This is a genomic window from Vibrio glycogenivorans, assembly GCF_051660965.1.
In the GTDB taxonomy this organism is placed as follows: domain Bacteria; phylum Pseudomonadota; class Gammaproteobacteria; order Enterobacterales; family Vibrionaceae; genus Vibrio.
On sequence record NZ_JBPVIS010000011.1, the window covers coordinates 19,909 to 32,030 of the forward strand.

The window sequence follows — 12,122 nt, forward strand, 5'->3', positions numbered from 1 at the left end:
TCGTGCTCACCTTATTGTATTTTTTATTTCCCTTCTCCGTAATCATAGACGGAATTGCTCACCAAGATAAACCTGTTTGACCTCGCTGTCATTCAGAACTTGCTCTGGTGTTCCCTCTGCGATTAGGCGTCCTTGGCTCACAATGTAGGCTTTTTCACACACATCAAGCGTCTCTCGCACGTTGTGGTCGGTAATCAAGACTCCCAGGCCACGCTCTTTGAGGTGTTCAATGATTTTTTTGATATCGATAACCGAGATAGGGTCGACCCCAGCAAAGGGTTCATCGAGTAGGATGAACTGCGGGTTGGCAGCGAGTGCACGCGCGATTTCGACGCGGCGGCGCTCACCACCAGACAGAGCCATACCGGCACTCTTGCGAATGTGTTGGATATGAAACTCTTCTAGCAAATCTTCGAGTTTGTCTTGGCGCTCCTCTCGAGAGAGTTCATCACGGGTTTCTAGCACCGCCATGATGTTGTCTTCAACCGACAACTTACGAAAGATAGAGGCCTCTTGCGGCAGGTAGCCGATCCCCATGCGTGAGCGGCTGTGCATTGGCAAGATGCTGATATCTTTATCATCAATTGAGATCTTGCCCTCATCGCGAGCAACCAGGCCAACGATCATGTAAAACGAGGTGGTTTTGCCCGCGCCATTGGGTCCGAGTAGGCCAACGATTTGGCCCGACTCTACCTGCAAACTTACATCAGAAACCACCTTGCGTGCTTTGTAGCTCTTTGCCAGGTGCTCTGCTTTTAATACTGCCATTTACTACTCACTTTTTGCTGGTGGCTGAAGTACAGTCGAGACTCGACCACCAGTCTGTGCGCCATCCGCGATCAGTTTTTGTTCTGAGATCTTATAGCGGATTTTATCGCCGCTAATCTTACTACCATCTTGTGCCAACGTGGCGCGTCTGAGCATCAGTAGCTCGTCGGCGGCCATGTTGTAGTATAACTCCTCCGCTTCACCTGAAAGAGTATTCCCATCGTCGGTGAGCTGAGAGAACGTACTTGGTTGGCCGTAGGCTTCAATCTGTTTGATCGCACCATCTGCAGGGTCACGGGTGACCACGATCTTATCTGCACTAATGTTGATGCTGCCTTGTTTGAGTTTTACATCACCGGCAAAGGTCACCTGATTGCTCTGCATATCCAGTTGCTGGCTGTCAGAGTCAATGTAAATGGGTTGCTCGGTATCAGTAGATAGAGCCAAAACTGGCGCTGAAGCCATCAAGCAGGTCAGTAGGCCCGCCATAGAGCTAAGGTGTGAGAGTTTCATATCTACCCTGTACGTGTTGGTATAGTGTCGCGGTGTTGTCTTTGAAGCTCCCCTTCATCGCTTGACCTCGGGTTACAAACTGAGGCCCATTGAGTCTGACGGTTTGATCAGCCCAAAACTCCCGCTTATCTAACTGAATGTTCAATTGTTCTGTCATCATAGTGTCAAAGCTAGAGGTTGGTAGCAAGTTCTTTGCAATCACCTTGTCATACAGAACCAAAACTTGCTTATCATCGAGTCTTGCCTTGCGTGCACTGATCTCCCACTCGAGCAGGTTGCCATCTTTATAGATGCGCAGGATCGGCTGCTCAAACACGGTATCACCACTCTCGGCGTAGTACTCGAGATGACTTGACGTGATCTCATAGCTACGTATGCCTTGACGATCATATGAGACGTTTGACATGTTGGTGCCGCTAAAGAGAGGCAACTCCTGATCAGGGCTTACTTGGATGTCGTAGCTATCGTCACTTTGCAGTAGGTAATAGCCGCAAAAAAGGCAGACAGCAATTAGAAACCCGTGACCGAGGCGCGACAGGGTCATATGCTCAGCCCTTTGTGCATCTCAAGCTCACCCTTTGCTTGTAAGATCAGGTCACTGACCTCACGCACTGCGCCGTGACCACCTTTGATCTTGGTGACGTAGTTGGCACGCTGCACCAGTAATGGGTGGCCATCAGCAACACAGACCTTAAGCGCCACTTGCTCCATAACGGGCCAGTCGATAAGGTCATCGCCAATATAGCCAGTATGCTCAGGGGCGATGTCGAGCTGACGGCAGATGTCTTGATAAGCTTTTACTTTGTCGTCTTGCCCTTGGTAAATCAGCTTGATCCCAAGCGCAGACATGCGGTTTTCAACGATTTTTGACTGGCGACCAGTAATAATCGCAATCTCAACCCCGGCACTCATCAGCGCCTTGACGCCATAGCCATCACGGGTGTGAAAGGTCTTAAGCTCTTCTCCATCATTGCCCATGTACACTAGGCCATCCGAGAACACGCCATCGACATCACAGATGAGTAGTTTGATTTGACGAGCAATGTCAAACAGTTGACCGTCTACTGCGCCATAAAGAGTTTCTACTTGGTGGGTCATTACATTACTCCAGCTCGCAACATATCGAGCATGTTAAGCGCACCTACCAGCTCACCATCATCGTTACATAATAGCAAACCATTAATTGATTTCGCTTGCATGATATTCACCCCCTCTGCGGCCAGCATATCTGGCGAGACGGAGGTTGGGTTAGGGATCATCACTTGGCCTATCGCGGTGTGATGGATATCGACGCGCTTATCAAGGATACGGCGCAGATCGCCATCGGTGAAAATACCGGTTAGCTTGTTGTCGGTATCGACAATCGCCGTCATACCTAAGCCTTTCTGGCTGATCTCAAGCAGGGCATCGCGGATCATGGTGTCGGCATAAACGCGCGGGAGCTTTTCACCGGTGTGCATGATATCAGACATCTTTAATAACAGTTTTCTCCCCAAAGCACCGCCTGGGTGAGATAGGGCAAAGTCTTGGGCGGTAAAACCGCGCGCTTCAAGCAGCGCCACTGCCAGAGCATCGCCAAGGACCAGGGTTGCCGTCGTGCTTGAGGTCGGGGCAAGACCTAGCGGACAGGCCTCCTTTGGCACGGTGATCTGCAGGTGAATGTCGGCCAGTGTTGCCATGGTTGAACTTGGCTTGCCCGTCATGGAGATGATCTGGTTGCCCAAGCGTTTGAGTACCGGGAAGAGGGCCAAGATCTCACTTGACTCTCCCGAGTTGGAGATGGCGAGAACCACATCTCCAGGCTCAATCATACCCAGGTCGCCGTGCGCGGCTTCACCTGGGTGAACAAAAAAAGCGGAGGTGCCAGTACTGGCAAAGCTTGCGGCAATCTTGTTGCCGATATGGCCCGATTTGCCCATGCCCATGACAACAACCTTGCCTGTGCAGGCAAGTATCATCTCGCAAGCGGCACTAAAATCATCGTTTATGTATTGTTTCAGATGCTCAATCGCATCGAGCTCAATATCAATGACCTGCTTGGCCACTGATTGGTAATCAAATTGAGACATAGAGTCAATCACCAAATTATGCGGTTATATTCATTACGAGGTAGGCTTGATAGCCAACAAAAAATAGGAACAGCAACGCGCCCTCGAAGCGATTGATGCTGCGAGATTTGCCTAGGGCCATAACTACGAGGACAAGGCTAATAAACAGCATGACCCAGTAGTCACGCTCCATGACTAACTCGCTCACTAGTGAAGGATTAAGCAGGCCGGGTATGCCCATGACCGCAAGGATGTTAAACACGTTCGAGCCGATGATGTTACCAACGGCCATATCATCTTCGCCTTTCATTACACCAGCCAGTGAAGCGGCCAGCTCAGGTAAGCTCGTACCAACGGCAATGATGGTCAAGCCAATGACGAGATCGCTCATGCCAAAGTAGGTGGCAATGATCACGGCGTTATTCACTAGGGTGTCGGCTGCAAATGGCAGGATCAGCAAGCCGACAACAACCCACATTGCGGCTTTGCCATTGCTTACGCCCTGAGGTATCTCAGACTCCTGCTCTTCGAGAAACACATCCCCCTTGGCCTGCTCTTTGCGGCTGATATACAGCATGGTAAGAATAAACAAGGCAAACAAAACCACCAACAGGGTGCCCTCATAAAAGCCCAGATAGCCATCCCATACCAAGGCTCCACAGATCAGGGTCACGACGATCATCAACGGTAGCTCACGTTTGAGCACCCCTGAGCTGATGGAGAGTGGTTTGACTAAGGCGGTGATACCCAAGATAAGGGCGATGTTAGCTATGTTTGAGCCGATGACATTACCCACAGCCGTATCTGAGCGCCCCTCTAGGGCCGCTGTAGCAGAGACCATCATCTCTGGTGCTGATGAGCCCATTGCCAAGATGGTCATACCGATGACTAAGGGCGAAATACCAAAGTTTCGTGCTAACGCAGCCGCGCCGAAGACCAGCTTATCCGCACTCCAAACCAAAAAAATCAGTCCTAGGATAAGGAAAGCAATCGCTTCAATCATGGGGTTCCCTAATTTTGTTACAGTTATGGCGCATAATTTTGAACGTTTGTCGGGCAAAAGTGAAGCAGCCATGCGAATTAATTTGCACTGTCTTTAGCATAGGTAAATCATTGAATAATAGATGAGCCAAAGCTGAGAAATCAGTATAAGATAAGTTATCAGAATGTTAGCCAAGGAGAGCAGGTGACCATGATGGGTGAGTCCTATGTCTCGATAGCGGATTTATACTTTACCCGAGCAGATCGAGTGATCTTTGATAGCCTCGATCTTGAGATTGAAACGGGTCGGGTGACCGCCATCTTGGGGCCGTCAGGGATTGGCAAAACCACCTTACTCAAGTTGATCGGTGGACAGCTACAGCCGGATGCGGGAACGATCATGGTTGCTGGTAGCGATATTAATCGCTTAAGACGATCTGAGCTGTATCAACTGCGCTCGAGGATGGGGATGTTGTTTCAGTCTGGTGCGCTATTTACTGACCTATCGGTCTTCGATAATGTCGCCTTTCCAATTCGCGAGCACACTCAGCTTGATGAGTCCCTGATACGTAGCTTGGTGCTACTCAAGCTTGAGGCTGTTGGGCTGCGCGGCGCAGCGCACTTGATGCCAAGTGAGCTGTCTGGTGGTATGGCACGGCGAGTTGCGCTAGCGCGGGCGATTGCCCTCGACCCTGAGCTAGTGATGTACGATGAGCCCTTTGTTGGTCAAGACCCCATGACCAAAGGGGTACTGGTTGAGCTGATTGGTAAGCTCAATCGCACGCTTGGCCTGACCTCAATCATTGTCTCTCACGACGTTCCTGAGGTATTTGCTATCGCCGATTATGCCTACATCCTGGCTGACGGTAAGGTGATAGCTAAGGGGACGCCAGAGGCCTTATCTAGCAGCCAAGATCCCAAGGTGCGCCAATTTCTCGATGGCGCGGCGGACGGCCCAGTGCCCTTTGCTTATCCAGCCCCTGCCCTGAGCGAGGATCTTCGCTATGAGTAGCCGAATAAAAGCATCAATCACCCAGCTTGGGCGTGCCACCTTAGATAGCCTTATCACATTGGGTCGCAGTGCAGTCATGCTGATGCAGGTGCTACTGGCTAAGCCACAGCCGGCTAAGAACTTTCCTTTGTTGGTTAAACAGATCTACAACCTTGGCGTTCAGTCGATGGCCATTATCGTCGTTTCTGGGCTTTTCATCGGCATGGTATTGAGCCTACAAGGCTATGTTGTGCTGGTGGACTATGGCGCAGAAACAAACTTAGGGCAAATGGTCGCTTTGTCTTTAATGCGTGAGCTCGGGCCTGTGGTGACAGCACTGCTGTTTGCTGGTCGAGCTGGCTCGGCGCTGACCGCTGAAATCGGTTTAATGAAAGCCACTGAGCAGCTATCGAGCATGGAGATGATGGCCGTGGATCCGCTGCGGCGCGTGATCGCACCGCGCTTCTGGGCCGGCGTGATCGTCATGCCGATGCTGGCGACCATTTTTATCGTGGTTGGCATATGGGGCGGCGAAGTGGTTGGCGTCGATTGGAAAGGCATTGATCGTGGCAGTTTTTGGGCGGCGATGCAGTCGTCGGTGCAACTTGGTTACGATATTGGCAATGGGCTGATCAAGTCGTTGGTGTTTGCGTTTGCGGTGACTTGGATTGCGCTATTCAATGGTTTTGATGCGGTTCCAACTTCAGAGGGGATCAGTCAAGCGACGACCAAAACCGTGGTCAATGCGTCGCTGGTGGTGCTGGGACTAGACTTTGTGTTAACGGCTTTGATGTTTGGTGGTTGATGATATGCGAAATACAAAAAAAGTAGAGCTGACGGTAGGATGTTTTGTGTTGGCTGCGATTGCAGCAATTTTGGTGTTAATCTTTCAAATCGCTGACGTAAAAAGCTTGGGACAAGGCGATACTTATGTTCTCAAGGCGAAGTTTGACAACATTGGTAGCCTAAAGGTGCGCGCACCCGTCAAGGTCGGGGGCGTCTCCATTGGCCGGATCACTGCGATTGACTTGGATCCAGCGAGCTTGATACCGGTAGTCACTATGAGTATTGATGGTCGATACAACCAATTTCCGGAGACCTCGAGCATTCAGGTGCTAACTTCGGGCTTGATTGGTGAGCAGTACTTGAGTCTGACACCCGGTTTTGTCTTTGAGGATGAAGAGATGCTAGGCGATGGTGATGTGGTTGAGGATACCAAATCGGCGTTGGTGCTTGAGGATCTTATCGGTCAGATGATCTACCGTGTAGGCGATGAGTCGTAGGGGAGTTGAACAATGAGATTATTGTTGGTTTTTTTGACGAGCTTGGTATGCAGTTTTGGCCTTATGGCTGAGGAGATCGATCGCAGTGATCCTTATGAGATGGCGGTCAGTGTTGCGGAAATCTCCTTTGAGCGCCTCAAGCGCGATAAGGATCAGATCAATCAAGATCCCAATCACTTGAAAACTGTGGTCGAGCAAGAGCTACTGCCTTATACCAATTACCGCTATGCGGCGCTTAAGGTGCTTGGTCCTGAAGCGAAGAGCAACCCGCGCGCAGATGTGTTAGCTTTTATTGATGCCTTTCGAGATTATCTAGTTGCCTCTTACGCTCAGGTATTGACGCAATATGATGAGCAGCAGATACAGTTTGGTCCGGCGCCAAGGCTTGGAGAAAGCGATAGAATTGCTGGTGTGAGCGTCACTATTATCGATACCCCAAATCCAAATATTCGCCTAGAGTTTAAACTACGTAAAGAGAAAGATGGCAGTTGGGCTGCCTTTGATATCATTGCCGAAGGGGTCAGCTTATTGTCAAGTAAGCAGTCTGAGTGGCGAGGTGAGATCCGGCGTAAAGGGTTGAGCTCAGTGACACAAGAGCTTCAGCGTCTTGCGCAGTTACCGATTAAAAAAACGGATGGCAAATAATGAGCGCCATAAAGCTCAATGGGCAAGATATCCACCTATCTGGGCCGCTTGACCGCGACACAGTTCCAGCATTGTGGCAGCAGTTATCAACCTGGAAACCGGCTTTTGAGCAGCATCGGCTCGATCTTAGCGAGATTGAACGCATAGATTCGGCCGGGATGGTGATGTTAATCCACTTAATAGAGCATGCAAAAAGCGAAAATTGCCATATAATGCTGTGTTTCGTGCCTGAGGAGTTGGGCACGCTTTTCCGCTTGAGCAATGTCGAGTCACTGCTCGCGGAACACATAAAGAATTAGATTTAGAGGTGAGTTTGTGGATAGTGCAAAGGTACAACAGCTATTAGAAAACGCGTTGCAACTAGAGGAAGTGCATGTAAAAGGTGAGGGGAGTCACTACGAAGTTATTGCTGTTGACGCCTGCTTCGACGGTATGAGTCGAGTTAAGAAGCAGCAGCTTATCTACGGACCTCTGATGGAATATATCCAACGCAATGACATTCATGCGGTCTCTATCAAGGCGTACACTCCAGCTGAGTGGGCGCGTGATAAGAAGTTGATGTCACTATAAGGTTTAGAATGGAAAAGTTTCGAGTTGTAGGGTCCGAGCAACCACTCAGTGGTGACGTGACCATTTCTGGCGCAAAGAATGCTGCGCTGCCTATTTTATTTGCCTCTATCCTCGCGGAAGAGCCTGTCGAGGTTGCAAACGTACCTAAGCTGCGTGATATCGATACCACGATGGAGTTGCTATCACGCCTTGGCGCGAAAGTACGTCGTAATGGCTCTGTTCATGTTGATGCGAGTGGTATCAATGAATACTGCGCACCATACGATTTGGTTAAGACAATGCGTGCATCCATCTGGGCTCTGGGTCCACTGGTAGCGCGTTTTGGTCAAGGTCAGGTCTCTCTACCTGGTGGCTGTGCAATCGGTGCACGTCCTGTCGACTTACACATCCATGGTCTTGAGCAGCTGGGGGCAAAAATTGTCCTTGAGGATGGCTACGTCAAGGCGAGTGTTGATGGGCGTCTGAAAGGTGCTCACGTTGTGATGGATAAGGTGAGTGTTGGTGCGACCATTACTGTGATGTGCGCAGCTACGCTGGCTGAGGGCACAACCGTGCTGGATAATGCCGCTCGCGAGCCAGAAATTGTTGATACCGCTGACTTCCTCAATGCACTGGGAGCAAAAGTGAGCGGTGCGGGTACTGATACGATCACTATCGAAGGGGTTGAGCGTCTGGCGGGTGGTAAACACTCGGTGGTGCCTGACCGTATCGAGACCGGCACCTTCCTTGTTGCCGCAGCTGTCTCTGGTGGTAAAGTCGTGTGTCATAAAACTCATGCCCATTTGCTTGAGGCAGTGTTGGCCAAACTGGAAGAGGCGGGTGCACTGGTCGAAACTGGTGATGACTGGATCAGTGTCGATATGACGGGTCGTGAGCTTAAAGCCGTAACCGTCCGCACAGCGCCACATCCAGGCTTCCCTACCGATATGCAGGCTCAGTTTACTCTGCTTAATATGATGGCGCAGGGCAGTGGTATTATTACCGAGACGATTTTCGAAAATCGCTTTATGCACGTGCCTGAGCTGATGCGTATGGGGGCTAAGGCTGAGATCGAGGGCAACACGGTTGTCTGCGGTGATACCCCAAGCTTGAGCGGTGCTCAAGTGATGGCGACAGACTTACGCGCCTCAGCAAGCCTGGTTATCGCGGGCTGTATCGCGAACGGCGAGACGCTGGTGGATCGCATTTACCATATCGATCGCGGCTATGAAAAGATCGAAGACAAGCTATCGGCACTTGGTGCAAATATTACCCGCGTAGCGAGCAGCGCTAGCGCATAAACTGTTGGACGATGAAGCCGAAACTGTGTTTCGGCTTCTTTGTGTTGTGCCTGGAGAGAAAAATGGTCGCACTATTTCGGATTATCGCCGTGTTTGTTTTCGCGGTGGTTATGTTTATTTTTGGTTGTGGCTACTGCCTACTTAGTCCACGTAATCCAAAAAACGTATTTAAGGTTGGGCGTCTGTTCCATAAGATGGCGCCAGTTTTTGGTATCAAATTAGAGTTGCGTTTACCCGCTGATGCGTATGAGCGAGGTCAGCATATCTACATTGCTAACCACCAGAATAACTGGGATATGTTTACGGTATCTTCAGCGGTAACGCCTAAGGTTGTGACGGTTGGTAAGAAGAGCATCGCGTGGATGCCGCTATTTGGTCAGCTTTACTGGCTAAGTGGTAATATCCTGATTGACCGCTTTAACCGCTCGAAGGCGATGAGCACAATCGATCAAGTGATCGAGAAAATGAAGGGCAGTGATGTCTCAGTTTGGATGTTCCCAGAGGGGACGCGTTCACGCGGTCGTGGTTTGCTGCCGTTTAAGACTGGCGCGTTTCACGCGGCGATCGGCGCCAAGCTGCCAATTATCCCTATCGTGTGTAGCTCAACACAGGGCATCAAGCTTAATCGCTGGAACAATGGCCATGTGATTGTCGAGATGCTTGACCCGATCAGCACCGAGGCTTACGGCAAAGAGTCAATTCGCCAGCTCGCAACCGTGTGTCGCGATGAGATGGAAGCCAAGCTTGAAGCGCTGAATGCAGAAGTTGCTCAGCGTAACAAGGCAGACGGGGTTAAAGCTAGCGCTTAAGCCAATCAGCTCAGTCAGCAGCAAAAAGCAGAAGTGAAGACTTCTGCTTTTTTTGTGTCTAATCAAAGTTATGAGGCGCGTTGTGCGCTCTGTACAGGCGTGTTAGCCAAACTATGTGGGGAAGTTCTATGATGGCTCGTTTGACGCCTCGTAGGTGGTTATAGAGCGCAGAGAGTCATTGTTGAAAAGCTTTGGACTGGACGTTGATTGAGTTGGGGTTGTGTTTAGATACGAAAAAGCCGCGTCCAAGGACACGGCTTTCTCTGAAAGTGGCTCCCCCTGCGGGACTCGAACCTGCGACATACGGATTAACAGTCCGCCGTTCTACCAACTGAACTAAGGGGGAATAAATGGTGCCGACTACCGGAGTCGAACTGGTGACCTACTGATTACAAGTCAGTTGCTCTACCTACTGAGCTAAGTCGGCGCCTTGTTATAAGCAGTTACGCTTATGATGTTGAAACAAGATTACGTCTTATCTCATTAAAGAATGATGTTTAATCACTCTTCTATAAAGTGGCTCCCCCTGCGGGACTTGTAACGGGCCGGCCAACCGGCTGTGACATATCACCGTTCACGGAGGAACAATAAAGAATGATTCAATATCACTCTTCTATAAAGTGGCTCCCCCTGCGGGACTCGAACCTGCGACATACGGATTAACAGTCCGCCGTTCTACCAACTGAACTAAGGGGGAACAAAGAATGGTGCCGACTACCGGAATCGAACTGGTGACCTACTGATTACAAGTCAGTTGCTCTACCTACTGAGCTAAGTCGGCACGCTTTATTCTTTAATAAATTGTCTGTGCTAGGCACCAACAATTATAAAACTGTGGTGCCCGGAGGCGGAGTCGAACCACCGACACGCGGATTTTCAATCCGCTGCTCTACCAACTGAGCTATCCGGGCGACGGGGTGTATTAAACGAATTTTAGCGCATCAGGTCAACAACAAAATGCAAAAAAAGTCTCGTTTGATGAATAAGTGTACGTAGAGGGTCATTTTTAGTCATTTTGTACCTAAAAGTGCCGAATGGTCGGTTTGTTGGTAAGGGGTGAAGCTACATGTTAGGTAAGAAAAAGTGCATTTTACCTTGGTATGATGTGGTCTTTTTCTTATGTAGATGTGAAATTTATTCCAGTTTAGAGGCGAGGGTTACGCTAGGGATATTTTGCTTTTCAGCTAGCCAGAGATTGAGCCTGGAGGAAAGTACGGTGAGCAGTGAAGAACAGATACGAAAAAGCCGCGTCCAAGGACACGGCTTTTTCTAAAAGTGGCTCAGCTCGCCGCCCGCCCCCTGCGGGACTCGTAACGGGCCGGCCATCCGGCTGTGACATATTCACCGTTCACGGAGCTAGAAGGAAGTCAGTATTATTAGTCAGATACGAAAAAGCCGCGTCTTACGACACGGCTTTCTCTAAAAGTGGCTCCCCCTGCGGGACTCGAACCTGCGACATACGGATTAACAGTCCGCCGTTCTACCAACTGAACTAAGGGGGAATTATTTGTGTTAACAACTGGTCTTAACGACCATTATTTGTAAACACCAAATAATGGTGCCTCGAGGCGGAGTCGAACCACCGACACGCGGATTTTCAATCCGCTGCTCTACCAACTGAGCTATCGAGGCAAAAAGAATGGTGCCGACTACCGGAATCGAACTGGTGACCTACTGATTACAAGTCAGTTGCTCTACCTACTGAGCTAAGTCGGCACACTATATCTTTTAACTGAAGATTTTACTCTTCAAATATATGAAATGATATCAATCACTTCAATTGTAAAGTGGCTCCCCCTGCGGGACTCGAACCTGCGACATACGGATTAACAGTCCGCCGTTCTACCAACTGAACTAAGGGGGAATTATTTGTGTCAACAACTGGTCTTAACGACCATTATTTGCAAACACTAAATAATGGTGCCTCGAGGCGGAGTCGAACCACCGACACGCGGATTTTCAATCCGCTGCTCTACCAACTGAGCTATCGAGGCAAAAGAATGGTGCCGACTACCGGAATCGAACTGGTGACCTACTGATTACAAGTCAGTTGCTCTACCTACTGAGCTAAGTCGGCACACTATATCTTTTTAACTAAATTATCCGTGCTGAGCACCAACAATTAATAAACTGTGGTGCCCGGAGGCGGAGTCGAACCACCGACACGCGGATTTTCAATCCGCTGCTCTACCAACTGAGCTATCCGGGCAACGGAGCGCTATTAAACGGATTTT

14 protein-coding genes and 12 tRNA genes are annotated in these 12,122 nt (G+C 49.9%); 8 read left to right on the forward strand and 18 right to left on the reverse strand.

Annotated elements, in window-relative coordinates:
* Window positions 1-42 precede the first annotated feature (42 nt).
* From lptB to ACSTTG_RS18905, 6 genes are read right to left on the reverse strand one after another with little or no spacing between them, the layout of a single operon-like run.
* Window positions 43-768 (reverse strand): LPS export ABC transporter ATP-binding protein, encoded by a 726-nt coding sequence (gene lptB / locus ACSTTG_RS18880; RefSeq protein ID WP_438460489.1) that lies wholly within the window; start codon window positions 766-768, stop codon window positions 43-45.
* A gap of 3 nt (window positions 769-771) precedes the next feature.
* Complete coding sequence (lptA, locus tag ACSTTG_RS18885; protein WP_438460488.1) at window positions 772-1,281, reverse strand: lipopolysaccharide transport periplasmic protein LptA; 510 nt, start codon at window positions 1,279-1,281, stop codon at window positions 772-774.
* Window positions 1,262-1,825 (reverse strand): LPS export ABC transporter periplasmic protein LptC, encoded by a 564-nt coding sequence (gene lptC / locus ACSTTG_RS18890; RefSeq protein ID WP_438460487.1) that lies wholly within the window; start codon window positions 1,823-1,825, stop codon window positions 1,262-1,264. Before lptC ends, lptA begins: the two co-directional genes overlap by 20 nt.
* Window positions 1,822-2,379, reverse strand: a complete 558-nt coding sequence (gene kdsC, locus ACSTTG_RS18895) for a 3-deoxy-manno-octulosonate-8-phosphatase KdsC (protein WP_438460486.1) — start codon at window positions 2,377-2,379, stop codon at window positions 1,822-1,824. The genes lptC and kdsC overlap by 4 nt, the downstream gene beginning before the upstream one ends.
* Complete coding sequence (gene kdsD / locus ACSTTG_RS18900; protein ID WP_438460485.1) at window positions 2,379-3,350, reverse strand: arabinose-5-phosphate isomerase KdsD; 972 nt, start codon at window positions 3,348-3,350, stop codon at window positions 2,379-2,381. Before kdsD ends, kdsC begins: the two co-directional genes overlap by 1 nt.
* 16 nt (window positions 3,351-3,366) lie before the next feature.
* Window positions 3,367-4,332 (reverse strand): calcium/sodium antiporter, encoded by a 966-nt coding sequence (locus tag ACSTTG_RS18905; RefSeq protein ID WP_438460484.1) that lies wholly within the window; start codon window positions 4,330-4,332, stop codon window positions 3,367-3,369.
* 189 nt (window positions 4,333-4,521) lie between these two features.
* On the opposite strand from ACSTTG_RS18905, the gene ACSTTG_RS18910 reads away from it, so the two are divergent.
* The 8 genes from ACSTTG_RS18910 (at window position 4,522) to ACSTTG_RS18945 (ending at window position 9,888) form a co-directional block, all read left to right on the forward strand.
* The gene (locus ACSTTG_RS18910) at window positions 4,522-5,322 is read left to right on the forward strand and encodes an ATP-binding cassette domain-containing protein (RefSeq protein ID WP_438460619.1); all 801 of its coding nucleotides are present in this window, start codon (window positions 4,522-4,524) and stop codon (window positions 5,320-5,322) included.
* The gene (gene mlaE / locus ACSTTG_RS18915) at window positions 5,315-6,106 is read left to right on the forward strand and encodes a lipid asymmetry maintenance ABC transporter permease subunit MlaE (protein ID WP_438475825.1); all 792 of its coding nucleotides are present in this window, start codon (window positions 5,315-5,317) and stop codon (window positions 6,104-6,106) included. Before ACSTTG_RS18910 ends, mlaE begins: the two co-directional genes overlap by 8 nt.
* A gap of 4 nt (window positions 6,107-6,110) precedes the next feature.
* A complete protein-coding gene (mlaD, locus tag ACSTTG_RS18920) occupies window positions 6,111-6,584 on the forward strand; it encodes an outer membrane lipid asymmetry maintenance protein MlaD (protein ID WP_438460482.1) in 474 nt (157 codons plus the stop codon).
* Window positions 6,585-6,596: 12 nt separating this feature from the next.
* Window positions 6,597-7,229, forward strand: a complete 633-nt coding sequence (locus ACSTTG_RS18925; RefSeq protein ID WP_438460481.1) for an ABC transporter substrate-binding protein — start codon at window positions 6,597-6,599, stop codon at window positions 7,227-7,229.
* Window positions 7,229-7,528: an STAS domain-containing protein gene (locus tag ACSTTG_RS18930; protein ID WP_438475826.1), complete on the forward strand. Its 300-nt coding sequence runs from the start codon at window positions 7,229-7,231 to the stop codon at window positions 7,526-7,528. The genes ACSTTG_RS18925 and ACSTTG_RS18930 overlap by 1 nt, the downstream gene beginning before the upstream one ends.
* Before the next feature lie 16 nt (window positions 7,529-7,544).
* Window positions 7,545-7,799: a BolA family iron metabolism protein IbaG gene (ibaG, locus tag ACSTTG_RS18935; RefSeq protein WP_438460479.1), complete on the forward strand. Its 255-nt coding sequence runs from the start codon at window positions 7,545-7,547 to the stop codon at window positions 7,797-7,799.
* A gap of 8 nt (window positions 7,800-7,807) precedes the next feature.
* Window positions 7,808-9,079 (forward strand): UDP-N-acetylglucosamine 1-carboxyvinyltransferase, encoded by a 1,272-nt coding sequence (gene murA / locus ACSTTG_RS18940; RefSeq protein ID WP_438460478.1) that lies wholly within the window; start codon window positions 7,808-7,810, stop codon window positions 9,077-9,079.
* A 62-nt stretch (window positions 9,080-9,141) separates the two neighbouring features.
* On the forward strand, window positions 9,142-9,888 hold the full coding sequence (locus ACSTTG_RS18945) for a 1-acylglycerol-3-phosphate O-acyltransferase (RefSeq protein WP_438460477.1): 747 nt from the start codon (window positions 9,142-9,144) through the stop codon (window positions 9,886-9,888).
* Between the two features lie 270 nt (window positions 9,889-10,158).
* On the opposite strand, the gene ACSTTG_RS18950 is transcribed toward ACSTTG_RS18945, so the two are convergent.
* From ACSTTG_RS18950 to ACSTTG_RS19005, 12 genes are all read right to left on the reverse strand, one after another.
* A tRNA-Asn gene (locus ACSTTG_RS18950) sits at window positions 10,159-10,234 on the reverse strand.
* Between the two features lie 5 nt (window positions 10,235-10,239).
* Window positions 10,240-10,315 (reverse strand) — tRNA-Thr (locus ACSTTG_RS18955).
* Window positions 10,316-10,509: 194 nt separating this feature from the next.
* Window positions 10,510-10,585, reverse strand: a tRNA-Asn gene (locus ACSTTG_RS18960).
* An 8-nt stretch (window positions 10,586-10,593) separates the two neighbouring features.
* Window positions 10,594-10,669: transfer RNA gene (locus ACSTTG_RS18965), tRNA-Thr, on the reverse strand.
* 54 nt (window positions 10,670-10,723) lie between these two features.
* Window positions 10,724-10,799 (reverse strand) — tRNA-Phe (locus tag ACSTTG_RS18970).
* 515 nt (window positions 10,800-11,314) lie between these two features.
* A tRNA-Asn gene (locus ACSTTG_RS18975) sits at window positions 11,315-11,390 on the reverse strand.
* A 54-nt stretch (window positions 11,391-11,444) separates the two neighbouring features.
* Window positions 11,445-11,520, reverse strand: a tRNA-Phe gene (locus ACSTTG_RS18980).
* Between the two features lie 8 nt (window positions 11,521-11,528).
* Window positions 11,529-11,604, reverse strand: a tRNA-Thr gene (locus tag ACSTTG_RS18985).
* Window positions 11,605-11,676: 72 nt separating this feature from the next.
* A tRNA-Asn gene (locus ACSTTG_RS18990) sits at window positions 11,677-11,752 on the reverse strand.
* Window positions 11,753-11,806: 54 nt separating this feature from the next.
* Window positions 11,807-11,882: transfer RNA gene (locus ACSTTG_RS18995), tRNA-Phe, on the reverse strand.
* Window positions 11,883-11,889: 7 nt separating this feature from the next.
* Window positions 11,890-11,965 (reverse strand) — tRNA-Thr (locus ACSTTG_RS19000).
* A 56-nt stretch (window positions 11,966-12,021) separates the two neighbouring features.
* A tRNA-Phe gene (locus ACSTTG_RS19005) sits at window positions 12,022-12,097 on the reverse strand.
* Window positions 12,098-12,122: the final 25 nt, after the last annotated feature.

Bases quoted from the DNA above. Each gene is read 5' to 3' on its own strand.
- kdsD (WP_438460485.1), bottom strand. From the start codon at position 3,350: ATGTCTCAATTTGATTACCAATCAGTGGCCAAGCAGGTCATTGATATT.
- ACSTTG_RS18945 (WP_438460477.1), top strand. From the start codon at position 9,142: ATGGTCGCACTATTTCGGATTATCGCCGTGTTTGTTTTCGCGGTGGTT.
- ACSTTG_RS18910 (WP_438460619.1), top strand. From the start codon at position 4,522: ATGATGGGTGAGTCCTATGTCTCGATAGCGGATTTATACTTTACCCGA.
- mlaD (WP_438460482.1), top strand. From the start codon at position 6,111: ATGCGAAATACAAAAAAAGTAGAGCTGACGGTAGGATGTTTTGTGTTG.
- ACSTTG_RS18905 (WP_438460484.1), bottom strand. From the start codon at position 4,332: ATGATTGAAGCGATTGCTTTCCTTATCCTAGGACTGATTTTTTTGGTT.
- mlaE (WP_438475825.1), top strand. From the start codon at position 5,315: ATGAGTAGCCGAATAAAAGCATCAATCACCCAGCTTGGGCGTGCCACC.
- lptB (WP_438460489.1), bottom strand. From the start codon at position 768: ATGGCAGTATTAAAAGCAGAGCACCTGGCAAAGAGCTACAAAGCACGC.
- lptA (WP_438460488.1), bottom strand. From the start codon at position 1,281: ATGAAACTCTCACACCTTAGCTCTATGGCGGGCCTACTGACCTGCTTG.
- lptC (WP_438460487.1), bottom strand. From the start codon at position 1,825: ATGACCCTGTCGCGCCTCGGTCACGGGTTTCTAATTGCTGTCTGCCTT.
- murA (WP_438460478.1), top strand. From the start codon at position 7,808: ATGGAAAAGTTTCGAGTTGTAGGGTCCGAGCAACCACTCAGTGGTGAC.
- ACSTTG_RS18925 (WP_438460481.1), top strand. From the start codon at position 6,597: ATGAGATTATTGTTGGTTTTTTTGACGAGCTTGGTATGCAGTTTTGGC.
- ACSTTG_RS18930 (WP_438475826.1), top strand. From the start codon at position 7,229: ATGAGCGCCATAAAGCTCAATGGGCAAGATATCCACCTATCTGGGCCG.
- kdsC (WP_438460486.1), bottom strand. From the start codon at position 2,379: ATGACCCACCAAGTAGAAACTCTTTATGGCGCAGTAGACGGTCAACTG.